Origin of the sequence: Neobacillus niacini (assembly GCF_023715415.1) — a bacterium.
Lineage (GTDB): Bacteria > Bacillota > Bacilli > Bacillales > Cytobacillaceae > Neobacillus > Neobacillus niacini_C.
Map to the genome: position 1 here is coordinate 666,869 of NZ_JAMBOB010000001.1, position 26,224 is coordinate 693,092.

Here is a 26,224-nt window from a genome sequence, read left to right on the forward strand (position 1 = left end):
ATACTGTTGATTTATTGAACCTGTTGATTGGAGCGGAAGGGCGCTTGACTCCTGCGGGATGAACGAGCTGAGTGAGACCCCGCAGGAGCGAAGCTTCGAGGAGGCTCACGGGCGAGCCTGCGGAAAGCATAGCGCCCTGGAGCGCAAATCAACAGACTAGTTTAACACAGCCAACATAATAATAAGAAAGTAATAGTGGAAAGCAAACCAATACAATGAAAGGAAAGGAGTTGAATTATTTTGGGTGATATTACACTGTTCGGACTTCCCATCTCTTTAGGAACCATGATTTACCAAGCTCTTATTTTTACTGTTTTAGTCTTTATATTAAAGAAACTTGTTTTCAAAAAGTTAGTTGGTGTCTTGGATAGTAGAAAACAACATATTGAAAATCAGCTTCAATTAACCGAACAATATAAGCTGGAAGCAGAGAAAAATCTGGAACTCAGTGCCGAAGTTCTTAACCAAGCTAGAAAAGACGCCAGGGAAATCATGAGGCATAGTGAACACGAGGCCAAATTAATGATTTTGGACGCAAAAGCACAGGCTAAAGATATACAGAAGGAAGTGAAAGAGGATGCATTCCGTTCCCAATCATTTATGCATAAAGATAGTAAGGGGGCGTAAAATATGAGACACAAGTTTACTAAATACTTAGGCAGAGTATCGGAGAACCTTGAATTGGGTTTTGAAGAAAAATTTATTTACGTTCATTACACAAAAGGAAAAACAGAGAAAACGGCATGTATTTTAAAAAATAATGATAAAACAAAGAGTGAATACTTAGAGTCCTTCTTCGAAGAAAACAAGGTATCTGAAGAAATGAAAAAGGAGGTTAGAAAATTTCTTAACAATGAAAAGAATTTTAACAATCAACATTGGAACGAGTTTTCAAACTTTTTAATGAAGGCCCTTTCATTAAATATGGTATTTGGGTTAACAATTGCCTTAACGATCTTTGGGTTTTATAAACTTGGCTCTTTCTTAGATACCCAATACGGTTTTCAACCGTGGTTAACTGTTATATTTACTTTTATTGGAATAGCTATTGGAGGACTCACAGGGTACGTAATGGTGCAAAAGTATTTTAAAAAACCTGATAAAGATACTTCTCAGGAAGAGTATGGCATACAAAGAGAACAAACTAAAACGAATGACTATCCGATAATTGATGTCACCATAGATCAAGTTCGAAAAGCTGTGAGACAATTTTCAGATAATCTGCCAAAAGGTGTATACCGTACGATAATTGTCCAGGATGATAACAGCATCGATTTTAAACAACTGACAAATATTTTAGGTGGGATTCCCTCTAAGAAGTATTATATGTCTAAGGAAACCTATGATCTTTTTGAGGAAAAGGACAAGAAAATCCCTGCAGAAATGGACATGGTACAAAAAGCAGTAGACTTGTTTGTAAAGGAACGTAAGGAATACCCGATGCTGCGCTTTGACCCAAATCGGAGAGTTAACTATTACCAATTACTTCAAGAAAGTTATTTGAAATCTGCCCCTGAAACACAGTTTTATATCACGGAACTAGATGGGCTTATTACGCATATTAGACCTGAAACGAGGAAAATGGAAAACTCCTAACAATGATAGGAGTTTTTTTTTGCTTTTTTTTGCGATATTGAGATAATAGCATTAGCAATGCATACTTTAGTAAAAAAATGAGGGATTCAAAGATGTCGAGAAAAAAGAATAAATCGAAGCACTTAGCGGCGATTTCCTTAGCTGTAATGGGAGTAGGTTTTGTTGTGACATTCCCTTTTCAGGATTCCCTATGGGGAATAATCCTTCAAGGGGGATTTGAAGCAGGGTTGGTCGGGGGACTTGCTGACTGGTTTGCAGTGACTGCATTATTTCGTCACCCACTAGGTATACCAATACCTCATACAGCACTATTACCAAAAAACCGTAAAAGAATTATAGCAGCGATTATTTCAATGCTTGAAAATGATTGGCTGACCAAAGAAAGTATTAGAAAAAAAATATCGAGCATTGCATTTACCGAGAAGCTATATAATTTAGCACAAAATTCGCTAAGCGCACAGCATGTGAGAAACGCTGTTGTTAACTTGATAAAACATTTACTTCATTCTATTGATAGTAAAAAACTGGCACCCATAATCACAGAAGAATTGAAAGTAAAGCTTAAAGATATAGACGTAAGTAACTACCTTCCCCTAGCCATTGATCAACTGCTAAATAGGAAGTATGATGAAAAAGCTCTTGATTTTATCCTTAAGGAAGTAGATGACTGGGCAAAAAAAGAAAGTACTAAGGATAGACTAGGCAGGATGGCAGTAGATGCACTTGAAAATATCAAAGCAGATGGTTTTATGCAATTTGCACTTAAATCATTTACGAATATTGTCAATGAGGAAAAGTTAGGGAGTATTCTTCAGGGTCTTATTCAAAAAGGAGTAAAAAGTTTTAGTGACCCTTTTAATCAAAATAGGCAAACCTTACTATTTCATATAAACACAAAACTGCAAGATATTAAATCCGATGAAAATCTTGCTGCGGAATTAAATACCATAAAGGAACAAATGATTTCAGAATGGCAGTTAGAGGATAAAATCACAGAGTTTATTGAACAATTAAAACAAAAGGCTAGTTTCCTTATCGAAATACCTACCTTTTACGAGGGGTATCTCCTCCCTCTTTTAACAAAGGCACTTGAAAACCTGAAAGCAGATGATGAAAAAGTCAAAGCAATTGAGACTTGGATTCAGGATCAAATTTCTATTTTTGTCGATAATAATCATGCTAAAATTGGAAAACTTGTTGAGGAGAACTTAGAAAAACTGGATAATGAAACTCTTATTGACATGATTGAAAACAATGTTGGTAAGGACCTGCAATGGATCCGCGTAAATGGTGCAGTTTGCGGATTCATGATTGGACTTATCCTAGTTGGATTGAAATTGATTTTTTAGTAAACACGCTATCTTGTATATGCAAGATAGCTTTTTCTTATAATAAATACCTTTTATGCACAATCTAGTAGGAATAAACAACAAGGAGATTTTGCTATGAGAAAATATCTGCTAACCCTATTTGTGATTCTGCTATCCTTTGGCCATCCATTCCATGAAATAGTTCTAGCTTCTAAACCATTTCAAGAACCCATCAGAGGTATCTATGTAAATGCGCCAAATACAAATAAACCCGTATTCAGCCAGTTGATTTCACTTGTGAATAGTACAGATTTAAACGCAATGGTCATTGATATTAAAGATGATTATGGCAATCTTACCTTCATTCCTTCAAAAAAATCGCCCTATTACTCAATTGGCCGTCCATACATTCCAAAACCATCTTCACTCATGAATACGTTAAAGAAAAATAACATTTATCCAATCGCTAGAATTGTCGTCTTTAAGGATAATGTACTAGCTAATAAGAACCCAAATTTATCCTATCAAACCACTAATGGAGTATGGAAAAATGCCCGGGGGGATTCCTTCACTAACCCCTTTCTTAAGGAAGTTTGGGATTATAATATTGGGTTGGCTGTAGAAGCAGTAAGATTAGGATTCAAAGAAATTCAATTTGATTATGTACGATTCCCTGAGAAGTTTGAAAGGGTGGAAAACCAGCTTGTCTACGATAAATCTGCATTTCAAGGGAATAGGGTAACGGCTGTAAGTGAGTTTGTAAAATACGCTAGAGAAAAACTTAAGCCCTACAATGTGAAGGTTTCAGTCGATGTCTTTGGAAATGCTACCGTCATTCCTGAAGCATCAGGAATTGGCCAGAATTTCACTACTATTGCCCAGAACGTAGATGTCATTTCTGCGATGATTTATCCAAGTCATTGGACCGCCATTTTTGGTATTCCAAAGCCCGATTTACAGCCGTATCAACTCGTTGAGGGCTATGCTAAAGTGGAGAATATCAGGCTAAAACAAATCTCCAATCCTCCAATATCACGGCCTTGGTTACAGGATTTTACCGCTTCTTGGCTTGGGGCAGGCAATTATAAGGTATATGGGAAGAAAGAAGTCGAAGACCAAATCCGCGCCTTACATGCTCAGGGAATTAAGGAATATTTATTATGGAATGCCGCTAATATATATACACCAAACGTGGATTACACCCCGTACTGAGCTCTAAAAAGTGCTGAAGGCGGTGGTCCTTAATTTAAGGAGAAATGAATAGTAGAAAAAGAAAAAGCAATACTATTTAGGATAAAGTATTTAGATTAAATGAGGTGTTCTTTTGAAATTTCTAGTAATAGGCGCAATTGTAATTGGTGCTGCTGTTTTTTCCTTATTGCCAATTTTATCTGCTTATTTTTTTCAGCCAACTTTAAAAGACAGCATCCGATTTAACATATATTTTCTTCCGCTTTCTTTTTTGGGGAACATTGCACTAGCTTGGGGCTTCATTCAAGGGAGTAAAACATTTGGAAATACGGTCATGCTAGGCGGTATTCAAACTGGGGTAAATGCAATTCTTGTTACCATTTTATCTATAATAGTTTTACGTCAGAACATTTCAGTATACTCCATAATTGGGATTTTCCTAATTGCTATCGGCGTAATCCTCTTAAATAAATGACTTAAAAAACATAAAAATAATCATAAACAAAAAAACACCATGGTGATTGGTGTTTTTTTGTGAAGCATTGCCATACACAACTACTTTTTACATATACTTCCGATGAACGCCTTTCCCGTCATAAGAAAATAACATTCTACGATCTTCAATCAAGGTCTCAATATGGACTGGTCTGCCCCATAGCTGCTGGATATATGGCAACACCTTCTCAAGGTATTTCACATCTAATTCTACGCCCTCATACCAATGCTTTAAATAAAGTTCACCGTTCTTTAAATAGTCACCATCATTCACGGTAATGTACGGGAACCCTCCATTTACACGCATATTTACTAACTGGTCACGAACATGCTCCCATTCCTTATCGACGATTTTATAGTCCCTTCCTTGCTTCTGGAAGAGATACATATCTTCCCTCATCACAAGGTCTTTGTTTAAATAATTCCGTAAAAAGGATATATCTGATTCCACTTCACGAACCTCAAACATCTTTTCACGGCCAGAGCCTGGGATAACTCCTCTTCTAATCATCTCTTCTGTTGGATTATTATAACGCTCTTCAATGTCTTCAAATATCTTAATTCCTAGGTAATAAGGATTTATTCCGGTCTTTGACGGCTGTACAACCCCTGCGTTTAATTTTGCAAATTCGATTGCTTCTCCGCTCGTCAAATCCATCTCTCGGATGATTCTCTGGTGCCAATATGACGCCCAGCCTTCGTTCATGATTTTCGTTTCTAACTGCGGCCAGAAATAAAGCATTTCCTCACGCATCATCGTTAATATATCTCGCTGCCAATCCGTCAGTTCCCTGCTATAGGTTTCAATAAATAATAATAGGTCCTTTTCCGGTTTTGGCGGAAATTGTTTCTTTCTTGGCTGACTTGGCTGCTTATTCCCACTATCGTCTAACTTCCATAAATCATCATAAGGAGTCGCAGAAATTTGTGGTGATTCTTCTTCACTTTCATCTTCCAGTGACCATGCAAGCTTTGGTCTCATTAATGAAGGATCAATATGTTCATCAATGGCCAGTACGGCATCAAGAAAGGTTTCCACTTCCTTTTTTCCAAATTGTATCTCATAGGTTCTAATTCTTTCAGCAGTAGCAGCCATGCTTTCAACCATATCTCGTTTGGTATTTTGGAAGCGGACATTATTCTTAAAGAAATCACAATGAGCCAGTACATGTGCAACAATTAATTTATTTTGGATAAGTGAATTGGAATCTAATAAGAAGGCATAACATGGATTTGAATTGATAACAAGTTCATAAATTTTACTTAATCCTAAATCATAATGAAGCTTCATCTTGTGGAATTGCTTCCCAAAGCTCCAGTGTGAAAATCTGGTAGGCATTCCATAGGCACCAAACGTGTAAATGATTTCAGCTGGGCAAATTTCATATCGCATAGGATAAAAATCCAAGCCAAAGCCCCGAGCAATTTCAGTAATTTCACTAATCGCATATTCTAGAGCTTTGCGATCGTCCCCATTCATAGCCATTCCCCCTTTTCCTCTTACCACAATGTATGAAGAAAAACCGGGAATGATGAAACAAGATGTAAAAAACAGCAAGTCTTCTGCTTATTTTCGCTTTTTTAAGTTCTTTGCTTCTTTTGCAAGAGTAAGACCTACATATTTATTTCTTTCCCACTCTGTTTTAAAGACTGATAAAGGCGGGGAAGTTTCACCAACTAGAGGACTAACCTCAATCGTCATTGCCGGACGATGATAGGTAGTAATAAACCAATCCGTAAAGCCTCCCCCAGTGGCATGTTTAGGTGGTTTTGCTAATGGATAACCGGTCAATGTTGAAATTTTCTTTGCAATCTTTTTGTCACGTTTAAGGTGCTTGCCATTTTTATAATTCCAAAAAATCTCTCTACCAGCCGAATGATAAGCAACAGCAATTTCAGGATCAATGTCGTGAATAAATGCTGTTACTGCCTTTATTTCTTTTGCGGCTAGTGGCCTCTTCCCCTTATAAAATTGGTAAAAGGGAACTGGCGGACCATCGGTAAGTTCCTTCCACCCCGCTGGATATTGTCTATTTAAATCAATGCCGATTCCATTCGCTTTCCAGCGCTCAAAGTTCTCTAAACCACCATTCATGGACACCAGCGCTTTCAAATGCTTTTTAGGGAACAGGTTAAGTTTATTTTGTTGGATGGTCACACCGTCTGGATTGAGCATAGGAATAAACCAGATGGATACATCATTTAATATATCAGTTGAAATCATCCCAAATTCTCTTTTCCTTTGATACAAATCTGCATACACTTCAAGTTTCTCCATTAAAAGCATACTTGTTATCCATTCACGTCCATGATGGGCTCCAATTAAAACGATATTCTTCTTTCCTTTTCCAAGCCTTATTGCATAAATGTCTCTTCCAAAATGTGTTTCCCCAATTTTTTTTACTTTTACTGCCCGATATTGATGATTGAGCTTTTCAAGATCATCCTTCAATTTCTCATAGGTATAAGGGGAATCTGTTTCAACAACTTTAGCCATGGAGACATTTCCAAACTGGAGTGAAAATACCAACATCATACATAATAGCTTCTTCATACCGGCTCCTTTTCATAACCATTGGCGCTGCTTGTTATACAGGTAAAAGTTGAAAACAGCGCTAGGACGGATTGTCCAACATTTTCTGTGAAAGTTATCGCCAAAATATCATAAAATAACTTCAACTCCTAGTAAGGAGGAGACAAAACAAATGAATAAAATGGATTATGATCGAGCTTTGTATTATACACATCGATCTGAATGGGATAACTTGCTGATACTTATGGTACGAACAAAAGACCAAATTCTATCAAAGAGAATTGAGCATTTCCTGCATGCTTATAACTTTGAACGTGACTATTCAGTGATTGAAAAAAGTTTATATTCTTTACTTCGTTATATCGACCATGCTAACGAAACCGTTGAACCTGATAATGAGTTACCGATGTATAGTCTTTCCTGAAAAATCAAGTGGATACAAGTTTTGTTGAGAAATATTTAACAACCGGCCCAAAGAATTCCACCAAAAAACGGCTCCCTCAAGGAGGAGCCGTTTTCTTATGTTATGCAATTGTATATTGTTGTACAAGTGGATGTAGTACAATTTCATCTATAAGCATATACTTAGGAGCGGAAGCCATATACACCACAGCGTTTGCTATGTCTTCAACCTTAAGCCAATCCTTTTTTTCCGGTAAACCTTGTGTTGAGTCAGCAAAATAGGTATCAACCATGCCAGGATTAATGGTACCTACTCTAATTCCATATTCACGTACTTCTTGTGCTACAGAACCCGAAAATCCTTGTACTGCGTATTTTGAAGCTGTATAAGCTGAACCGTTAGCTATCGTATATCTTGCTACATCAGAAGCTATGGTAATAATCGTTCCTGATTTCCGTTCCTTCATATGAGGAATAACAGCTTTAGTGGCAAGAAACACACCTTGTACATTTACTTCAAACACCTTTTTCCACTCTTCAAGGGTTACTTCTTCCGTTAATTTAAAGAATCCGACACCTGCATTATTAACGAGTATATCTACGTGTCCATATTCTTCAATCGTTTTCTTGACCACTTGCTGTAAATCTTCTTCTTTTGAAACATCTGCTTGTATCGGAAGAACATGATGGAAACCTATTTTCTTTAACTCATCTGCAGTTTCTGAAATTTGCGCTGAACTTCCAATTATCGCTAATTTCACTCCTTGCTCTGCAAGTTTAACAGCAATCTCCTTGCCAATTCCTCTGGAAGCTCCTGTTACAATAGCGATTTGATTTTTTAACATGGTTGTAGTTCCTTTCATGTTGATGTACTTAGATGATTAATGACAAATTAGTTTCCTGTTACCCTTTTGACTTTTTCGTCCACCAGATTCATGAAGTTTTTTTCGATTTCAAGTAATTTGCTTCTGCTTTCTTCTAAACCGTTACTATTCACTCCAAAATAGAATTTCACTTTTGGTTCTGTACCAGATGGTCTCAAGCAAACCCATGAACCATCTGTAAAGGTATATTTTAAAACATTGGATTTTGGCAAATCGATTTTCTCTTCCCCATTTGAAGTTTGCTTAAGGCCAGTCAAGTAATCTTCTGCCATTGATATCGTTAAGTCACCGAGCTTTTCAATTGGCTCTGAACGGAAGGAAGCTAGAATTTGCTGAATCTGTTCTGCACCTTCTTTTCCTTTTAACGTTAAGGATCTTAGACCTTCTTGATAGTAGCCATACTTTTCAAATACCTGCAGCAAGCCTTCGTAAAGTGACATACCTTGTTTTTTATAGTAGGCACATACTTCTACAGCCAAAACAGCTGCTTGTACAGCATCCTTATCCCGGGCAAAATCTCCAATTAAATATCCGTAGCTTTCTTCATAGCCGAATAAGAATGTAAATTCTCCGGATTCCTCATATTCCTTTATTTTTTCTGCAATAAATTTAAAACCAGTCAGCACATCAAAGGTTGGTAATTGGTATTCTTGGGCGATTTTCCTACCGATTTCTGATGTCACAATTGTTTTTAATACCACTCCATTTGAAGGAAGGGTCCCTTTGCTTTGCTTTTGTGAGAGAATGTAATCTAGTAATAGGGCGCCAGTTTGGTTTCCTGTTAAAACAACATATTCTCCTTCATGGTTACGTACAGCAATGCCTAGGCGGTCCGCATCTGGATCTGTTGCAATTAAAAGATCTGCGCCCACTTTTTTACCATCCCGAATGGCTAGTTCAAACGCTGCATGTTCCTCAGGATTTGGACTTTTTACAGTTGAAAATTCAGGATCAGGCAGTTCTTGTTCCTTTACAACCGTTACATCCGTGTATCCCAGCGCCGTCAAGGCTTGACGCACTGGTTTATTAGCCGTACCATGCAGTGGTGTAAAGACAATCTTTACATCTGTTTCTTTTGAAATTGAAGGATTCTCAGAAATCGTTTTGAGCTTTTCGATATAGGCTTGGTCTATCTCATCCCCAATTGTGTTAATTAATCCAAGAGATCTAAGGTTCTCCTCCGTATCTACTTCGATTAATAATTCATTATCTATTTCGTCAACCTTCGTGATTACTTCGTCAGCTGCTGCAGGCGGCAGTTGTCCACCGTCAGAACCATATACTTTATATCCATTGTATTCTGGCGGATTATGGCTGGCTGTAATAACAATTCCGGAAAATGCATTTAGATAGCGTAATGCAAATGATAGTTCAGGAGTTGGTCTTAATTCATTAAATACGTAGGTTTTTATCCCTTTAGTCGCAAGTGTTCTGGCAGCCTCCATACAAAATTCAGGAGATTTATGCCGTGAATCGTAGGCAATCACTACTCCTCGTTGTTTTGCTTCACTACCTTGGCCTTCTATGTATGCAGCTAATCCAGCAGAAGCTTTACGAACCGTATATAGATTCATTCGATTGGTTCCTACACCAATCTCGCCTCGCATTCCACCGGTACCAAACTCTAAATTTTTATAAAAAACTTCTTCAAGTTGTTTTTCATCTTCCTTTATTTCCTCAAGCTGCTGTTTTAGTTCCTCATTTAAATCTGAAAATTCCATCCACCTATTTGCATTTTCTTTCCAATCCATTATTAAATCCTCCCTTTTTACCGTATTTCATATTGTTTGATTTTCCCAATAAACTTACACCTTCTATTTATTTTATATTTTTTCTCTGTAAGTTCAAGGATAATAAAAAAAATGTCTGCATTTGCAGACATTTTCTCTAAAAATTATACAAGGAGTTCATTTGCGGCTTTGATATAAACACTAAACACACTGTTCTTCATATTTTTAGCTTCTACGAATTGTTCATACTCAAACGGAAAGAAAAGACCAAATTCTTGCAGGTTTGAAACATTTTTATTAAATAGAACTGCATATTGCTCATCAAGAGTAGGAGACTCAAGTATGGAAATCACTGTTTGCATACTTGCCATCACTTGAAAAGCATCCTTTAATGTATTAAAGTCATCTGGAGTATGCAATACTTTTAATTGTTCAAACTCACTAATTTCCTTATCCGTAAAATAGAGTGGAAAAACAGTGGAATAGATGTACCTCACAAGTCCACAAATTTCTTCTTCCTGACCTGGTGTCGAGGCAAAAACAATTTTCACTTGTAACCCACCTTTGCGATAACTATAATCTATCGTAATATATATACATAAGGATAGCATAAATAAGTCTGAATTTCGGTGGTAATTATAACCACGCCATTACTTTAGAGAAATCTCATGATATAAGGAGTTCAAATGCTAAAAACGACACGTAAAGGGAATTGGATGGAAATTAATACATCCAAAAGCTGGAAAGGAAAAACCCTAGAGAAAATTTTTCGAGATGAATGGGGTGTCTCAAAGAAACTTACTCATCTATTCCGAATGGAACACAGAGTGATTGTTAATGGAAATAAAGCCTCTTGGACATCCCCTCTTCATTTAGGAGATAAGGTGCTCATTAGATTATTTGAAGAGGGGGAACGAATGAATATTCCTGCTTTCTTCTATGATATACAGGTGCTATTTGAAGACGACCATGTGATTGTTTTTAATAAACCTGCTTTTATGAACACACATCCAAATGACGAAAACGATAAAAACACACTTTTACAAGCAGCACAATTTTATCTGCATTCCAAAGGTGAAAAAGTTGAAATCCGCCATGTACATCGGTTAGATAGGGACACTACAGGCGCTATCCTCTTTGCTAAACACGCCTTAGCAGGAGCGATTTTGGACAGAATGCTCGAAAAACATGAATTAAAGAGAACGTACCTTGCTATTGTTCAAGGACCTTTGAAAAAGAAGAGAGGGACTATACAGGAGCCAATTGGACGTGATCGTCATCATGCAACTAGGAGAAGAGTTTCTCCAACTGGTCAAGAGGCTACAACAAATTATCAACTTGTTAAAGAGGTAAACGGTTTTTCTTATGTAAAGTGTTGGCTTGAAACGGGGAGAACGCATCAAATACGCGTGCATTTCAGTCACATTGGTCACCCATTGCTGGGCGATATTTTATATGGAGGAAAGCCGCTATTCGATCGACAGGCATTACACGCAGCAAAATTAGAATTCACTCACCCAATTACTGGGGAGGAAATCATTTGTTATGCTCCATTTATAGATACTCCACCTATCTTTAGGGAAATTGACGTAAATCAATTATAATGCCAAAAATAAGGAGGCCGCCCATTTTTGGGCGGCCTCTCTTCCAATTATCTGTCTGTTTTTCTAAATGCCCTCATTACAAGTGATAACAAGAAGACCAGTGCAACTGATCCGATGATGGCAGGGATAATCGCAAAATCGGCAACATTTGGTCCCCAATCTCCTAATAGTAAAGTACCAAGCCATGCGCCGACAAACCCTGCTATTATATTACCTATAATACCACCTGGAACATCTCTACCAACAATTAGACCAGCTAACCAGCCAATTACTCCACCGACGATTAATGCCCAAATGAAACTCATTAGAACACTCCTTTTTTAGTCTTTCTTTAAGGATCACACTTACTTAACAAGCAGTATTAATTTTTTCAATACTGTCTTGTACCATTAAAATACCCATTTTATAACTTTACATACTAAGGAAATTTACTCATTTCAGTTAATACATATTAATTGTTCTACAGGAAACATTAAAAAAAATATATAAAGCTAATTCCACAAGATAAAATTCAGAATTTTCTTTTGTTAAGTTTTTGTAAATTACGTCAAATTTTTATGTTTTTTTGGTTTATTTTCTGTAAAATGTTGTCCGTTAGTGTAAAAACTTTTTACATAATTTTTAGGGGGATTAAAAGATGGCAAAAAAGGTTGATAAATTTTCTGCTCTATTAAGTAACATTTCTTCAAACTTAAAGGAAGGTGCAAATTACTTTGCTGATTATAAATTAAAAAATATTAGTGATTTGAAGATTTTCTCAGAGAAGATGAAAGAGATTGAAACAAAGGGAGATACCTTTGTTCATGAAGTCATTAAACAGTTAAATGATGCATTTATTACTCCTATTGAACGTGAAGATATTCTTCACCTAGCAAACAGTATGGATGATGTATTAGACGGACTCGAAGCAACAGCTGCATTATTTGAGATGTATTCAATCACACAGGCAGATGACTTTATGCTTCAGTTTGTTGATGCGATAAAATCCAGTGTTCATGAAATCGATGATTCGATGGGATTGTTAGCGAATAAGAAACTCCCTCAAATGAGAGAACATGCAATCAAAATTAAAGATTATGAATCAAAATGCGATAATATTCTTCGTCAGTCTATTAAGCATTTATTCACAGTTGAAAAGGATCCAATTCGAATTATTCAATACAAAGAAATATACGAAAATCTCGAGGATATTGCTGACAGCTGTCAATCAGTTGCGAATACACTTGAAACCATTATTATGAAAAATGCATAAGGAGCAAACAAATGGAAATATTAATTATCTTAGTTGTCGTTGGTGCCCTTGCATTTGACTTTATTAATGGGTTCCATGATACGGCTAACTCGATTGCAACTTCTGTTTCTACAAAGGCACTAAGACCACGTCATGCCATTCTGTTAGCTGCAATTATGAATTTTGTAGGCGCAATGACGTTTACTGGTGTAGCCAAATCAATTTCCAAGGATATTGTTGACCCATTTACGCTTGAAAATGGATCGGTAGTTATTCTAGCAGCACTAATTTCAGCCATTTTTTGGAACTTATTAACATGGTATTACGGAATTCCGAGCAGTTCATCACATGCAATTATTGGGTCCATTGCCGGTGCCGCTCTTGCATCAGCTGGGTTCGGTGCCCTTAATTACGGTGGATTTATGAAGATTATTCAAGCTCTCCTTCTTTCACCAATCTTAGCATTCGTCGTTGGGTTTATTGTTTACAGTATTTTTAAAGTAGTGTTTAAGAATGCAAATTTAGCAAAGACGAATCGAAATTTTCGTTATATGCAAATCGCTACTGCAGCCTTACAATCTTATTCACATGGAACGAATGACGCCCAAAAAGCAATGGGTATTATCACGATGGCTCTCATTGCAAATGGGTATCTAGGTGCGAATGCAGAAGTTCCGTTTTGGGTACAATTCTCCTGTGCGCTGGCAATGGGATTAGGGACATCTGTTGGAGGATGGAAAATCATTAAAACCGTTGGCGGTAAAATCATGAAAATTAGACCAATTAACGGGGTGGCAGCAGATTTGACTGGTGCAGCTGTTATCTTTGGTGCTACATTCTTACATGTTCCTGTTAGTACAACTCACGTTATTTCTTCCGGTATTTTAGGGGTTGGTGCCTCACACCGATTAAAAGGAGTAAAATGGGATACAGCACAACGTATGCTGATTACTTGGGTAATAACCCTTCCTATCTCTGCTGGAATCGCTGCAATCTGTTTTTTCATTTTAGATCTTTTCTTTTAAATAGGAGATTCAAGAGGATGGTTATTCCATCCTCTTTTTTATTTGCACCACTTCTTAAATCATAATCATTTTCATACTTTTTATGTAGGGACAAGTTTGGAGTGATTTTATTGAAACAAAAAGTTATTGCGATGCTGATTGGTAGTTTATTATTAAGCCTCGGTGTTAATGGGTTTCTCGTCCCCTATCATCTGCTTGATGGAGGCGTGATTGGTTTAGGGTTAATCATTCACTACTTTTACGGCTGGCCTACTGGTCTTAGTATGATTGTTTTAAGTCTCCCTCTCTATATCCTGGCATGGTTCTTTGAAAGGCGTTATTTCTACTACAGCCTGCATGGGCTTATTATTTCTTCCTTTTGTATTGACTTACTGTCCTTTATGAATGGGAAAATTCAGGTTGGCATATTTCCAAGTACGATCCTTGGGGGGATACTGGTCGGAGTGGGGATTGGGCTAATGCTCCGCTATGAAACAAGTACGGGTGGAACAGATTTACTAGCCCAAATTATCACCAAGTTTACATCTGTTAATATAGGGATCATCATTTTCCTCATTGATGGACTCGTCATTACTAGTGGAATTCAGGTAGTGGGTTTAGAAAAATTCTTCTACTCTTTATTAACCATTATTTTTGTTGGATTGATGACATCGATAACCGTTATTAGAAGACCAGAACCAAATTGAAAGAACCTACAATCCATTGCAGGTTCTTTTTCATGACAACATATTAACCTAACGATTTCACCTTTTTTGTGCAGCTTTCCATCGCTGCAAGAACTGCCCCGCGAAACTGGTTTTTCTCCAGAGTAGATATGGCTTCGATTGTTGCTCCCCCAGGAGTACAAACATTATCCTTAAGTACTCCAGGATGACTTTCTGTTTCTAGTACCATTTTAGCAGCACCAAGGACCGCCTGCGCTGCCAAACGATAGGCTTTATCCCTTGGAATTCCCTGACTAACACCTCCATCTGCCAGCGCTTCAATGAACATATACACATATGCAGGTGATGATCCACTTATTGCCGGTATAGCGTCCATTAATTTTTCATCCATTCTTTCGGTCTTACTAAACGTACGGAAAAGCTTCTCTACCTCCAAGATTTCATTTTCACTCATACTTTCATTAGGACAAATCGCACTCATGCCTTCCCCCACTAATGAAGGGGTATTTGGCATTGTCCGAACACTCTTGATTTTATAACCAAAATCCCGTTCAATGTCGGCTAATGTAACACCAGCAGCAATGGTTATTATGATTACATCTTGGCTAATCTCACTTTTTATCTCTTCAATGATTTTTGAATGCAAGTCAGGTTTTACTGCAAGAAATAGGATATCTGAAAACCTGGCAACTTCCTTATTATCATTGGTAACTCCTATTCGATAGGTGGTTTGAATTCTATCAATTGTTTTTTCCGAAATTGCACTAGCCATCATGTTTTCTGTTTTTATTAGATTTGTTTTTAAAATCCCCTCAATCATTGCTTGAGCCATTTTCCCTGCTCCAATAAAGCCAATCTTTTTTTCCACTTACCCACACTCACCTCTCCATAAATTCTTTTAATGATATCATACGCTTATTATCCTTCGTGATAGGTTAGATTTTTCCTTTTTTTAAAGATGGATGAAAAAAGAGACAGAATAGTTTATCCTGTCTCAACTTTTTATTTTAAATCCTGAGGGGAAAAGGCACCGGGAAGAAGGTCTTTCACTAGGATTCTTTGAACATCACCTTTTAAATTCGTAAGGACAACCTCCATCTCAGCGTCACATAGCTCTGAAATTACTTGCCTGCAGGCACCACAAGGCGGAACAGGGCGATCCGTATCCGCCACAACTACTAATGTGTCAAACTGAGTAACACCTTCAGAATATGCCTTAAATAAAGCCGTTCTTTCGGCACAGTTCGTCATTCCATATGATGCATTTTCAATATTACATCCACGAAATACTTTTCCGTCCTTTGCAATAAGAGCAGCTCCGACCTGAAATTTTGAATACGGCACATAGGCAAACTCTCTTGCTTTTACCGCTTCTTCCATAAGCTGTTTTTCATCCATCGTATTTTCACTCTCCATAGTCCTCTTTATCCTTGGAAAAATTTAACCATCCAACTGGCAATAACTCCACCAAAATAAACACCGAAAACGCCAACTACTGCAGAAAATACTGGAGGTGCGGGTAATGGCAGCTTCATAAATTTAAATATGACACCTACAATTAAACCAGCAATTAATGCTAAAACTGTTTCTCTCAATTTTATCCCTCAGATCTAAAGATTAGTAATTGCTTTGAGAAATTTCACCTTTACTGATAGACACTCCAGAACTTGCACCAATACGAGTAGCTCCTGCTTCAATCATTGCAAGTGCATCCTCACGGCTGCGAACGCCTCCAGAAGCTTTAACTCCTATTTCAGGTCCAACTGTTTCACGCATTAAAGTGATATCTTCAACTGTTGCTCCGCCGGTTGAAAATCCTGTAGAGGTTTTTACAAAATCTGCTCCAGCCTTAACAGAGAGTTCACATGCTCTTACTTTTTCCTCTTTCGTTAATAGACAGGTCTCGATGATTACCTTTGTAATTGCTTTACCTTTCGCAGCTTCAACCACCGCTTTGATATCTTTTTCAACTAAATCATCTTGTTTATCTTTAAGTGCACCGATATTGATCACCATATCGATTTCATTTGCCCCATTTTCAATCGCATTTTTGGTTTCGAATGCTTTTGTTTCTGGTGTAGACGCTCCTAATGGAAATCCAATTACCGTACATACTTTTACATCTGGGGTATCTTTAAGCATATCTGCTGATATTTTTACCCAAGTCGGGTTTACACATACGGAAGCGAAGGAATATTTCTTAGCTTCTTCCACTAACTTCACGATTTCTTCCTTTGTAGCATCGGCTTTTAATAATGTATGATCAATCATTTTAGTTACATTTTTAGTCATCAGATGTTACCTCCTTAAATATAAAAAGCATTTCATTTATTGTTACTTTTCACAAGCTAACTATAACAAAACTTTTGAACATTTGTAAATATCATTTTGAACAAATGTAAAATATTTTTCAAGAAAAATCTATTTTTTATCGAGAAGGAACTTTGCAGAGAATTGGTCCGTTATTAACACATTGGCATAATTCCCCTTTAATGCACCATAGATGCCTTCAATTTTATTCGGTCCACCTGCCACAAGTATCGAGTATTCTTTGTTCCGTAAATCCTCTAATTTAACTCCAAGTGTTCGTTCGTTCAGACTTTCATTACATACTTCACCATTTTTATCAAAGAAACGTGAACAAATGTCTCCAACCGCTTTTTCATTTAGTGCCTTTTGATCACTTTCTGTAAAATATCCCATCTGAAACAATAAAGAATCCTTTTTAATTGAACCCATGGTGAACACTGCGATATTTGCCTGTTTGCCAAGTTCTAGGATTTTATGAATATGCCGGTCGGCCTCCATTGCCTGCTTGACGACAACATGGTCCACTATCGCCGGCAACGGAAGATTATGTGGTGTAGTATTGTATGCTTTTCCAAAAAGGTAGAGAATTTCAGATGCGTATGTATTCGTTTCTGCATGGCTTACCCCTCCTTTAAGCTGAACAACCTTAACATCCTTGACAAATTTCTGTTTTAATTCAACGGCAATATGGTATAACGTGGTTCCCCAGGTTACTCCGATAATGTCATGATCCTTTACAATCTCATGTAAATATATGGCCGCTTTTTCACCAAGGTAATTTTTGATAATATGGTTTTCAAATTGTGGAATCGATGCAACAATTACTTTTTTTAAGTTGAACCTTTTTTCTAACTGAAAAGCCAAATTTTCAATATCCTCAGTTGGGTCCATAATCGTTATTTGGACGATTCCTTCACTCTTTGCCTGCTGTAATAAACGGGACACTGTAGGGCGCGAAATACCCATTTTCTTCGCAATTTCGTTTTGATTATAATCCAATAAGTAATATAGTTTTGCTGCTTCAATCACCTTACTTAGTTTCTCTTGGTCCACTTTTCATCACCTTTTATCCGATTTTTCTATTATTATAGCAAGAAGTGAGGAAAATCCCCAAATAACTTTACATTTGTAAAATCCGTGTTGAACATTTTTCAGCCCTTACCTTTTTGCATTTTCATTCTTAAAAGAGGGAATGATTCTTATCATATTACTATGTCCAATATCGTCGACACGAAATAGTCAACCACTGCTCTTGGTCTGTTCTGCTATACTAAGTTCAGGGATAAATTACCTATAAAAAAGGAGGTCTCAAAATGGGGAAACTTGGGGGACTCATATACCGTCACCGGAAAACGGTGCTTGCACTTTGGCTGCTTATCATTGCACTATCAGTGGTCTTCGCCTTAAAATTACCTTCCGTATTAAGCGGTAACGGCTTTGAATACGAAGGTGAATATAATGAAACAAGAATGCTGCTTGAAAAGGAATTTGGACATGCAAAATCATCCATTATCCTTGTATTTGAAAGAGAGCCTACGGTAAATGGTGGTGACTGGAATCAATATATCAAAGAGACCTTTGAAGATTTAAGAGACTTCGACGGTGCCAAAAGCATAACAAGTCCTTTTGAAAGAGAAGGAATGATAAAGGACGAAGTTGCCTATGGTCTATTGGCATTTGATAAAAAAGCAGAGGATCTTAGTACGGAGATTAATCAATTAAATAAGATTCTTAAAAATAAACCGGGATTAACCGTTACTATGACGGGGGAGCCAATTATTGTTCAAGACCTTAATATTGCCAGCCAAGAGGACTTAGCCAAAGCTGAAATGATTGGACTACCGATTGCGTTACTCGTCTTAGTCCTTGCTTTCGGGGGGCTAATTGCTGCCTCCATTCCGATTGTAATCGGGGTTGTATCGATACTAACCACGATGGGCGCTGTGTTCTTTTTTAGTTACGGGACGGATTTGACCATCTTTATTTTAAATATTGTCCCGATGATTGGACTCGCTTTAAGCATTGACTTTGCCTTATTACTAATAAACCGTTACAAAGAAGAGTTACATACAAAATCTATTAAGGAAGCAATTGAAATCAGCGTTGCAACGGCCGGACGGTCAATTATTTTTTCTGGGCTTTGTGTTTTTATTGGCTTGTCAGCTTTATGGTTTATCAAAATTGATATTTTTCAAAATGTTGCTCTAGGCGGTATGGCCGTTGTATTTATTTCTGCCCTTTGTGCTTTGACCTTCCTTCCTGCCTTATTGGCTGTGATAGGGACTAGAATAAATAAATTTAGCATCCTGCGATTAAAGGATACCAAAACTAGCATTTGGCATCGGTTTGCAAAATTTGTGATGCGCCGTCCAATCCTCATGGCAGGGGCTGCCCTGGCCATACTTCTAGCTGGACTTATACCCGTTGCACAAATGACAATGACGATTCCAGGGACTGAATCTCTCCCGGCTAAGTATCCGTCAAGAGTTGCATTTGAAACCTTTGAGGAGCATTTTATTCCAAAAGATAAACGCAATGAAAAGAAAGTATCCATTGTGCTTGATACGAAAGGAAATATATTAGAACCAAATAATCTTTTGAAAGTAAGCAGCTTTCTTGATCAACTATCAAATGATAAACTTGTTGATACAGTTGATTCTCCATTCTCTGCTACAGGTATTCAGGACGAGGAAACATTGTCTCAACTGCTACTATTTGGACAAAAGCAACAGACAGCTCCTATTCTTGACTACTTTATTCGAGATAATAAAATGCTGATTGAGGTATATTTAAAAACTACGGACCATTCCTCAAAAGCAAGGGAATGGATTACTGATTGGTCGAACAGGGAATTGGGTTTAACCACCCATTTTGGAGGAGCAATAAAGTTTGAGCAAGAAATCTTTGATGAGATATTTGAAAAGGCTCCTTATGGATTGTTACTAATTGTTGTTTCAACCTTCTTCATTCTAATGGCTGCTTTTCGCTCAATCCTTATTCCACTTAAAGCCATAATAATGAATATATTAAGCCTTAGCTGTACGTTCGGAATTGTCGTCTGGATATTCCAGCAGGGGCATTTAGGAGTAGAGCCTGCAGATATTGCCTTAATCCTACCTGTTTTTGTATTTACCCTCGTCTTTGGGCTATCAATGGATTACGAAGTGTTTTTGATATCGAGGATTCAGGAGTTTTATTTACAAACAGGAGATAATACCGAGGCTACGATATCGGGGCTAACATACACAAGTAAAATCATTACCTCTGCTGCGGCGATTATGATTGTAGTGACAGGTGCTTTTGCCTTTACAGGCGTCATGCCGATTAAGCAGCTTGGTGTCGGCATCGCGATTGCAATTTTCATTGATGCTACCATCGTACGAATGGTTCTGGTTCCAGCTTTAATGAAGTTGTTTGGTGATTGGAACTGGTGGTTTTTTGGACTTAAGAATAAAGCTCAACAGAAGGTAAAAAGGAAGCCAGCCTAGTATCATAAATTGTTCAGATAACGTGGAGAAAATAGAGAAACGAGTGTGAAATCGCAATGTTTTCATACTCGTTTTTCATATATATATTTGGTTGTTATTTATTGTGCCCCGCTAAAGTCCTTTCTCCTTTTCCGGGAAGCATTCCCCTTAAATGATTACCGCTCAAGCTCTTTTTCCTCTTCTACGGGAATCATTCCTCATGAATGATTCCGCTAAAACACTTTTTCCTCTTTTTGGGGAACAAAATACTGAACTACTTAGATTATTAGGCTGGCTTCACTTGTATAATTGGTCATTAGATATTTTTTGCGTATTGTTCGCTAGGTACTTTACTTAACACGACATATAAGCTGACAGGTTCACTGCCATTATTGTTAAAGGCAAGCTCTTCTTCGCCGCCCACATGAACTAAATCTGCTTCTGATACAGGGGTTTCCTGACCATCAATGATGAAGGTTCCAGTCCCAGTGACTACGTAAAGATAAACTTCTGCACCAGGATGCTTATGTACGGGAAGCTGTTGTCCTGGCATGAAATTTAACACAAACGCTGTCGTTTCACCTTTTTTGTAAATAATACGTTTTGTAAATCTTTCTTCGCTGAACTCTTGATAGGCTTTAACTGAATTTTTCTCCATCCTTGTTCCCTCCTAGTAACATCTTACCTATATCTTAACTGAAAATCATTTTCAATTAAGTGAAACGTATCACTGTTTATTATTTCTAATCGTTTCAGGAAAAACCCATAAAAAGAGTTATAACATTTAGTTACTGCTGTATTATCTGAATAAGGTTGCCGCATGTATCGTCGAAGACAGCTATTGTGACATTGCCCATTGTTGTCGGTTCCATAGTGAACTTTACGCCTTTTTCCAATAATCGCTGGTACTCTTTATGAATATCCGCAACGCCAAACATTGTTGCTGGGATGCCTTCAGAAGATATCTTCTTTTGATACTCCTTTGCGGCAGGATGAACATTCGGTTCGAGCAAAAGTTCAGTACCGTTTTGTTCATCTGGTGAAACAAGTGTTATCCACCTATATTCTCCGGTGGGAACGTCATGCTTTTTTACAAATCCTAGCTTTTCGGTATAAAACTCCAGTGCCCTTTCTTGATCTTGTACAAATAAACTGGTAACAATTATCTTCATACTGTTTTCCCTCCTTAGAATGGTAACTCAATTACATTTTTATTATAATCTAGAGATGCCTTATCCACATAACAACACTTACATAGATAAATAGATAAAAAGCCTAATCCCTCAACATTTTAAGTGAGGAATTAGGCTAAGAATTTTTCATTAATACGCCGATAGTTGAAGAATGAAATTAAAGACTTTCTCTAGGTAATATCAAATTTATCTATCTGTGTAAAATTTAGACCCTTAATGAGCCACGGAAACCTCTGGCACCATAGTAGGAGTCTGCACCGTTGTGATACAAGAAGACGTGACCGAAGCGACAATCGCAAAAAAGGGCACCGCCGAGTTTTCGAATATCAGAAGGTGTTTGCACCCAACTCGACGTTTTCAAATCAAAACTTTCAAGTTTCTGCAAGGCACGATATTGTCCTTCCGTTAAAACTTCAATGCCCATTTCAACTGCCATATTCATTGCGCTATTTTCTGGTTTATGTTTTTTCCTTGCCTCTAGCGCTTCATGGTCGTAACAAACACTTCTGCGTCCTATAGGACTTTCCGCTGAACAATCACAAAAAATGTATTCATCCTTCTTTTCATCATAACCAACAACATCCGGTTCACCGCCAGTTCTTTCCATTTCTATGAGCGACCACAGTTTTTCAGTATTAGCATCCAGCTTTGCTTGGACTTTAGCCCATTCAAGACCTTCATGGCGGTGCATGTTTTTCTCAAAACGGGCTTTTAATACGCTGAGTAATTCTTCAGGGTGTTCTAGTGACAACTCCTTTTTAATGCTGACTTCATTACTGTTTGTCATGTTCATTTCCCCCTTAATAGCTTATGTGAATTAAGTTTACAATAATTTGTCTGATTATGAAAATCGAGTTCCTCAAGATTAAAATAAAAATAAGGAAACTGTATACTTCAATACCAATACCACAAACTAATCTTAGAATAGAAAATGAGTAAAATTGGAGGTATTTCCTATGGGAATTTTCAGGAAATCAAAGGCCAATACCTTGACCGCTGCAGAAGTATCCGCCCTTTGGCTTCAATATTTGGGTGATAGTATGGCAATATGTGTTTACAAATATTTTCTTAACATCGTTGAAAATGATGAGATAAAACCTATTTTAGAATTTGCATTACAGTTAGCTGAGAGCCATATTACGAGAATTACCGAATTCTTAGATAAAGCAAATTTCCAAATCCCTATAGGATTTACAGAGAATGACGTGAATGTTAATGCACCTCGTCTATTTTCTGACCAATTTCTACTATTTTACTCCTATATTATGACCATCCATGGGATAACCGCATATGGCTTAGCGGTTACAAACACGGAGCGTCAAGACATTCAAGATCACTTTTTTGATTGCACAGTATCCTCTAAAGAGTTGTTCCAAAAAATAGTGGAATTGGCAAAAAATCAACCAAAATATACAAGTGTTCCTTCCATTCCTTCACCTAATGGAGTGGAGTTTATGGAATCGACAGGATTCATTTCTAATTTAATTGGAGACAAAAGAGCACTAAATAGTTCGGAAATCAGCACTCTTTTCTTTAATTCTACGAAAACTGGATTCATCAGTTCGTTAAGTTTAGCTTTTAGTCAGGTGGCGGTGCGTGAGGATGTTCGTAACTTTATGTTAAAAAACGTTAAATTAGCAGGGAAAGATGCTGAAAGTTTTGACACTTTATTACAACAGGATCATTTACCAATACCCGAGAAATGGGATGACGAGATTACAGATTCTACCGTAAGTCCATTTTCTGATAAATTGATTATGTTTCATGCCGGGTTTTTAGTAAATGCGGCTCTTACTTATTATGGTGCATCATTAGGTTCAAGCTACAGGTCCGATATAATTGTAAACTATAGTAAAGTATTTACCCATGCTATGGAGGCAGGTGCGATCTCTTACAATATAATGGTTAAACATGGATGGTTGGAAAAACAACCTGAAGCTAATTGACAAATGTAAAAACAGCCTGAATGATAATCAGGCTGTTTTTACTAAACTAAGCCCCTTATTGAGAGCTTGTTTGTTAACCTCAATTAAATGGTGTTTTTCTTCTGACAGTACTTTTTTCAATGATTCGATAATGGAGTCACACGAAACCACCTTTGTTAGTTCGATAAAGGCACCCAATAAAATCATGTTCGCTACCTTCGCATTTCCTAGGTCAGCTGCCATATCAGTTGCAGTTAATTCAATAATTTCGATATCACTGCGGTTGGAAGCTCTTGTCACTAATGAGGAATTAATCATTAATATTCCTCCTGGTCGTACGAGCGGCTCGAATTTCTCAAAGGAAGGGTTATTTAGAACAATAGCTGTCGAAGGATTTGTGACTAGCGGGGAACCTACGGGTTCATCGGATACAACCACCGCACAATTTGCTGTTCCCCCGCGTTGCTCAGGACCATAGGATGGCAGCCATGAAACACCTTTTCCCTCAAGCATGCCTGCATATGCTATCAGTTGACCCATCGACATAACACCTTGCCCGCCAAACCCTGCGATAATGATTTCCTCCAACATGTTTACTCAGCCCCCTCTTTATTTTTGTAAACGCCTAGAGGATAGGCTGGAATCATATTGTCTTTTATCCACTCAAGGGATTCGTAGGGATCAAGTCCCCAGTTGGTCGGGCAGGTTGATAATATCTCAACCATAGAAAAGCCAAGCCCCTTCTTTTGTGTTTCAAATGCCCTACGAATCGCACGTTTTGCCTTTTGTATATGTTGCACATCATGTGCTGAAACCCTTTCAATGTAGGCTGCTCCGTCTAACGTAGACAGCATTTCACAGACCTTTATCGGCAAACCCTGAATACTTTCATCACGTCCAAAAGGGGTAGTAGCTGTTTTTTGGCCGATTAACGTGGTCGGTGCCATCTGTCCACCCGTCATTCCATAGATAGCGTTATTTACAAAAATAACCGTTATTTTTTCCCCTCTAGCTGCAGCATGAATAACTTCGCTAATACCGATGGACGCAAGGTCCCCATCACCTTGATAAGTAAATACAAAGCGGTCAGGCAGCACCCTTTTCACACCTGTTGCAACAGCGGGAGCACGACCGTGGGCGGCCTGAGTCATATCACAATTAAAATATTCATAGGATAAAACCGAACAGCCGACAGAAGCGACCCCAATTGTTTCCTCTAATATATCCATTTCTTCTAATACCTCACCGACGAGCCGGTGGATGATGCCGTGTGTACAGCCCGGACAGTAATGTGTAGGGTTATCAGTCAAACCGGTCGTTTTCTTAAAAACTGTTTTCATGCTCATACCGTGATCCCCCCGCTACAGATAAAATCTTTTGATAAATTTCTTCTTGTGTTGGAACTACTCCACCTGTCCGTCCATAAAAGTCTACCTCTGCATGGCCGTTAACAGCTAATCTTACATCCTCAACCATCTGCCCTGCACTCATTTCTACAGAAATATATCCTTTAACTACATCTCTCGTTTCTAGGAACGGTTTTTCAGGGAAAGGCCAAAGCGAAATCGGACGTATTAATCCTACTTTAATACCTTCCTGCCTTGCTTTACTAATGGCATTCATCGTAATTCGGGCAACCGTGCCAAAAGCTACCATAATATAGTCAGCATCGTCCGTTTGATAGGTTTCGTAACGAACCTCATTTTCTTTTATTCTCGCAAACTTTTTCTGCAAAGCTGCATTTCGTGTTTCCAAGCTTTGCGCATTTAGCTCCAGCGAGGTGATAATTCTTCGCGGGCCGTCTCCACGGGTTCCGGTCGTTGCCCAATTCTTTTCTGGAAGTTCTGAGTGTGTACGTTCACCAAACTCAACAGGCTCCATCATTTGACCAAGCATCCCATCTCCCATAAGAATGACTGGTGTCCGGTAGCGGTCGGCGATATCAAATGCTTCATTTGTTAATTCAACAATTTCTTGTAATGAGGCGGGTGCTAACACGGGGATATTATAGTCACCATGTCCGCCGCCTTTTGTTACTTGGAAGTAATCCGACTGTGCAGGCTGGATATTCCCTAAACCCGGACCGCCCCGAACGATATTAACTACAACAGCAGGTAACTCTGAACCTACTAAATAGGAAATTCCCTCCTGTTTTAAACTGAATCCAGGACTTGAAGAGGAGGTCATAACCCGGACTCCTGTCCCAGCAGCACCATATACCATATTGATTGCAGCGATTTCACTTTCCGCTTGAAGAAATAATCCGCCTACCTCAGGAAGTCTTCTTGCCATATAAGCTACTAGCTCACTTTGCGGAGTAATCGGATAGCCAAAAAAGTATTTACAGCCTGCCTGGACCGCCGCTTCCGCGATGACTTCATTACCCTTCATTAATACTTTTCCCATACATAAGCCCCTTTCAAATTAAACAGTTTGCAGCACCTTTACTGGTCTATACACCGATATGACACAATCCGGGCATATTTGAGCACATTTCGCACAGCTTATACAATTGCCCTGATCAGTTACAGCCGCTGGACGATAGCCTTTTCCATTTAAATAATCTGCTAGAAAAATAACATTCGTTGGGCATACCTGAACACAAAGTCCGCACGATTTACAAATATCCTCATTAAAAACAATTCTCTTATCCACCTTTTACC

The 26,224-nt window shown here is 38.0% G+C and carries 30 protein-coding genes; 12 read left to right on the forward strand and 18 right to left on the reverse strand.

Features of this window, described 5'->3' with window-relative positions; translation table 11 throughout:
* The first annotated feature begins 240 nt into the window (after positions 1–240).
* From M3189_RS03295 to M3189_RS03315, 5 genes are all read left to right on the forward strand, one after another.
* Entirely contained in the window at positions 241–627 is a 387-nt protein-coding gene (locus M3189_RS03295) for an ATP synthase F0 subunit B (protein ID WP_251631900.1), read from the forward strand.
* 3 nt (positions 628–630) lie between these two features.
* On the forward strand, positions 631–1,596 hold the full coding sequence (locus M3189_RS03300) for an AtpZ/AtpI family protein (protein ID WP_251631902.1): 966 nt from the start codon (positions 631–633) through the stop codon (positions 1,594–1,596).
* A 92-nt stretch (positions 1,597–1,688) separates the two neighbouring features.
* On the forward strand, positions 1,689–2,945 hold the full coding sequence (locus M3189_RS03305; RefSeq protein ID WP_251631904.1) for a DUF445 domain-containing protein: 1,257 nt from the start codon (positions 1,689–1,691) through the stop codon (positions 2,943–2,945).
* A 96-nt stretch (positions 2,946–3,041) separates the two neighbouring features.
* Positions 3,042–4,118, forward strand: coding sequence for a putative glycoside hydrolase (locus M3189_RS03310; RefSeq protein WP_251631907.1), 1,077 nt, complete (start codon positions 3,042–3,044; stop codon positions 4,116–4,118).
* Positions 4,119–4,230: 112 nt separating this feature from the next.
* On the forward strand, positions 4,231–4,572 hold the full coding sequence (locus tag M3189_RS03315; protein WP_251631909.1) for a hypothetical protein: 342 nt from the start codon (positions 4,231–4,233) through the stop codon (positions 4,570–4,572).
* Between the two features lie 87 nt (positions 4,573–4,659).
* Here M3189_RS03315 and M3189_RS03320 read toward each other — a convergent pair whose 3' ends face one another.
* Together M3189_RS03320 and M3189_RS03325 are read right to left on the reverse strand one after the other, a co-directional pair.
* Positions 4,660–6,072 carry a SpoVR family protein gene (locus M3189_RS03320; RefSeq protein WP_251631910.1) on the reverse strand — a complete coding sequence of 471 codons (1,413 nt, stop codon included), beginning with the start codon at positions 6,070–6,072 and terminating at the stop codon, positions 4,660–4,662.
* Positions 6,073–6,159: 87 nt separating this feature from the next.
* A complete protein-coding gene (locus M3189_RS03325) occupies positions 6,160–7,146 on the reverse strand; it encodes a M14 family zinc carboxypeptidase (RefSeq protein ID WP_251631912.1) in 987 nt (328 codons plus the stop codon).
* Positions 7,147–7,297: 151 nt separating this feature from the next.
* On the opposite strand from M3189_RS03325, the gene M3189_RS03330 reads away from it, so the two are divergent.
* Complete coding sequence (locus M3189_RS03330) at positions 7,298–7,549, forward strand: YhdB family protein (RefSeq protein WP_251631914.1); 252 nt, start codon at positions 7,298–7,300, stop codon at positions 7,547–7,549.
* 100 nt (positions 7,550–7,649) lie between these two features.
* Here the strand turns inward: M3189_RS03330 and M3189_RS03335 are convergent, their stop codons facing one another.
* The 3 genes from M3189_RS03335 to M3189_RS03345 all read right to left on the reverse strand — a co-directional run bounded on the left by M3189_RS03335 (position 7,650) and on the right by M3189_RS03345 (position 10,692).
* Positions 7,650–8,372 (reverse strand): SDR family oxidoreductase, encoded by a 723-nt coding sequence (locus tag M3189_RS03335; RefSeq protein WP_251631916.1) that lies wholly within the window; start codon positions 8,370–8,372, stop codon positions 7,650–7,652.
* Positions 8,373–8,419: 47 nt separating this feature from the next.
* Positions 8,420–10,162, reverse strand: coding sequence for a phospho-sugar mutase (locus M3189_RS03340; protein WP_251631918.1), 1,743 nt, complete (start codon positions 10,160–10,162; stop codon positions 8,420–8,422).
* 143 nt (positions 10,163–10,305) lie between these two features.
* Positions 10,306–10,692: a YhcU family protein gene (locus tag M3189_RS03345; RefSeq protein ID WP_179161126.1), complete on the reverse strand. Its 387-nt coding sequence runs from the start codon at positions 10,690–10,692 to the stop codon at positions 10,306–10,308.
* 135 nt (positions 10,693–10,827) lie between these two features.
* Here M3189_RS03345 and M3189_RS03350 point away from each other — a divergent pair, with 135 nt between their 5' ends.
* Entirely contained in the window at positions 10,828–11,745 is a 918-nt protein-coding gene (locus M3189_RS03350; RefSeq protein ID WP_251631920.1) for an RluA family pseudouridine synthase, read from the forward strand.
* 47 nt (positions 11,746–11,792) lie between these two features.
* Here the strand turns inward: M3189_RS03350 and M3189_RS03355 are convergent, their stop codons facing one another.
* Positions 11,793–12,050 carry a GlsB/YeaQ/YmgE family stress response membrane protein gene (locus tag M3189_RS03355; protein WP_251631923.1) on the reverse strand — a complete coding sequence of 86 codons (258 nt, stop codon included), beginning with the start codon at positions 12,048–12,050 and terminating at the stop codon, positions 11,793–11,795.
* A gap of 332 nt (positions 12,051–12,382) precedes the next feature.
* Between M3189_RS03355 and M3189_RS03360 the strand changes: the two genes are divergently transcribed.
* The 3 genes from M3189_RS03360 (at position 12,383) to M3189_RS03370 (ending at position 14,687) form a co-directional block, all read left to right on the forward strand.
* On the forward strand, positions 12,383–12,997 hold the full coding sequence (locus tag M3189_RS03360; protein WP_251631925.1) for a DUF47 domain-containing protein: 615 nt from the start codon (positions 12,383–12,385) through the stop codon (positions 12,995–12,997).
* An 11-nt stretch (positions 12,998–13,008) separates the two neighbouring features.
* Positions 13,009–14,001, forward strand: coding sequence for an inorganic phosphate transporter (locus M3189_RS03365; protein WP_251631926.1), 993 nt, complete (start codon positions 13,009–13,011; stop codon positions 13,999–14,001).
* Positions 14,002–14,132: 131 nt separating this feature from the next.
* On the forward strand, positions 14,133–14,687 hold the full coding sequence (locus M3189_RS03370) for a YitT family protein (RefSeq protein ID WP_435368053.1): 555 nt from the start codon (positions 14,133–14,135) through the stop codon (positions 14,685–14,687).
* 43 nt (positions 14,688–14,730) lie between these two features.
* On the opposite strand, the gene proC is transcribed toward M3189_RS03370, so the two are convergent.
* From proC to M3189_RS03395, 5 genes are all read right to left on the reverse strand, one after another.
* Positions 14,731–15,534, reverse strand: a complete 804-nt coding sequence (gene proC / locus M3189_RS03375) for a pyrroline-5-carboxylate reductase (protein WP_251631931.1) — start codon at positions 15,532–15,534, stop codon at positions 14,731–14,733.
* A gap of 134 nt (positions 15,535–15,668) precedes the next feature.
* Complete coding sequence (locus M3189_RS03380; RefSeq protein ID WP_251632081.1) at positions 15,669–16,064, reverse strand: cytidine deaminase; 396 nt, start codon at positions 16,062–16,064, stop codon at positions 15,669–15,671.
* Between the two features lie 26 nt (positions 16,065–16,090).
* Positions 16,091–16,261 carry a XapX domain-containing protein gene (locus tag M3189_RS03385; protein ID WP_251631933.1) on the reverse strand — a complete coding sequence of 57 codons (171 nt, stop codon included), beginning with the start codon at positions 16,259–16,261 and terminating at the stop codon, positions 16,091–16,093.
* A gap of 22 nt (positions 16,262–16,283) precedes the next feature.
* Positions 16,284–16,958 (reverse strand): deoxyribose-phosphate aldolase, encoded by a 675-nt coding sequence (deoC, locus tag M3189_RS03390; protein ID WP_251631935.1) that lies wholly within the window; start codon positions 16,956–16,958, stop codon positions 16,284–16,286.
* Between the two features lie 129 nt (positions 16,959–17,087).
* A complete protein-coding gene (locus M3189_RS03395) occupies positions 17,088–18,029 on the reverse strand; it encodes a sugar-binding transcriptional regulator (protein ID WP_251631937.1) in 942 nt (313 codons plus the stop codon).
* 260 nt (positions 18,030–18,289) lie between these two features.
* On the opposite strand from M3189_RS03395, the gene M3189_RS03400 reads away from it, so the two are divergent.
* Positions 18,290–20,464 (forward strand): MMPL family transporter, encoded by a 2,175-nt coding sequence (locus M3189_RS03400; protein ID WP_251631941.1) that lies wholly within the window; start codon positions 18,290–18,292, stop codon positions 20,462–20,464.
* A gap of 295 nt (positions 20,465–20,759) precedes the next feature.
* Here the strand turns inward: M3189_RS03400 and M3189_RS03405 are convergent, their stop codons facing one another.
* From M3189_RS03405 to M3189_RS03415, 3 genes are all read right to left on the reverse strand, one after another.
* A complete protein-coding gene (locus M3189_RS03405) occupies positions 20,760–21,101 on the reverse strand; it encodes a cupin domain-containing protein (protein ID WP_251631942.1) in 342 nt (113 codons plus the stop codon).
* Between the two features lie 130 nt (positions 21,102–21,231).
* Entirely contained in the window at positions 21,232–21,615 is a 384-nt protein-coding gene (locus tag M3189_RS03410; protein ID WP_251631944.1) for a VOC family protein, read from the reverse strand.
* Between the two features lie 226 nt (positions 21,616–21,841).
* The gene (locus M3189_RS03415) at positions 21,842–22,423 is read right to left on the reverse strand and encodes a DUF4256 domain-containing protein (protein WP_251631946.1); all 582 of its coding nucleotides are present in this window, start codon (positions 22,421–22,423) and stop codon (positions 21,842–21,844) included.
* Positions 22,424–22,592: 169 nt separating this feature from the next.
* On the opposite strand from M3189_RS03415, the gene M3189_RS03420 reads away from it, so the two are divergent.
* Positions 22,593–23,582 carry a DUF3231 family protein gene (locus tag M3189_RS03420; RefSeq protein ID WP_251631947.1) on the forward strand — a complete coding sequence of 330 codons (990 nt, stop codon included), beginning with the start codon at positions 22,593–22,595 and terminating at the stop codon, positions 23,580–23,582.
* Between the two features lie 27 nt (positions 23,583–23,609).
* Here the strand turns inward: M3189_RS03420 and M3189_RS03425 are convergent, their stop codons facing one another.
* Genes M3189_RS03425 through M3189_RS03440 form a run of 4 tightly spaced genes read right to left on the reverse strand, consistent with a single transcriptional unit; the run spans position 23,610 to position 26,216 of the window.
* Positions 23,610–24,152, reverse strand: coding sequence for a 2-oxoacid:acceptor oxidoreductase family protein (locus tag M3189_RS03425; RefSeq protein ID WP_251631949.1), 543 nt, complete (start codon positions 24,150–24,152; stop codon positions 23,610–23,612).
* 2 nt (positions 24,153–24,154) lie between these two features.
* Entirely contained in the window at positions 24,155–24,907 is a 753-nt protein-coding gene (locus M3189_RS03430; protein WP_251631951.1) for a thiamine pyrophosphate-dependent enzyme, read from the reverse strand.
* Positions 24,885–25,967 (reverse strand): 3-methyl-2-oxobutanoate dehydrogenase subunit VorB, encoded by a 1,083-nt coding sequence (locus tag M3189_RS03435; RefSeq protein WP_251631953.1) that lies wholly within the window; start codon positions 25,965–25,967, stop codon positions 24,885–24,887. Before M3189_RS03435 ends, M3189_RS03430 begins: the two co-directional genes overlap by 23 nt.
* A gap of 18 nt (positions 25,968–25,985) precedes the next feature.
* Positions 25,986–26,216: a 4Fe-4S binding protein gene (locus tag M3189_RS03440; RefSeq protein ID WP_251631956.1), complete on the reverse strand. Its 231-nt coding sequence runs from the start codon at positions 26,214–26,216 to the stop codon at positions 25,986–25,988.
* Positions 26,217–26,224 lie beyond the last annotated feature (8 nt).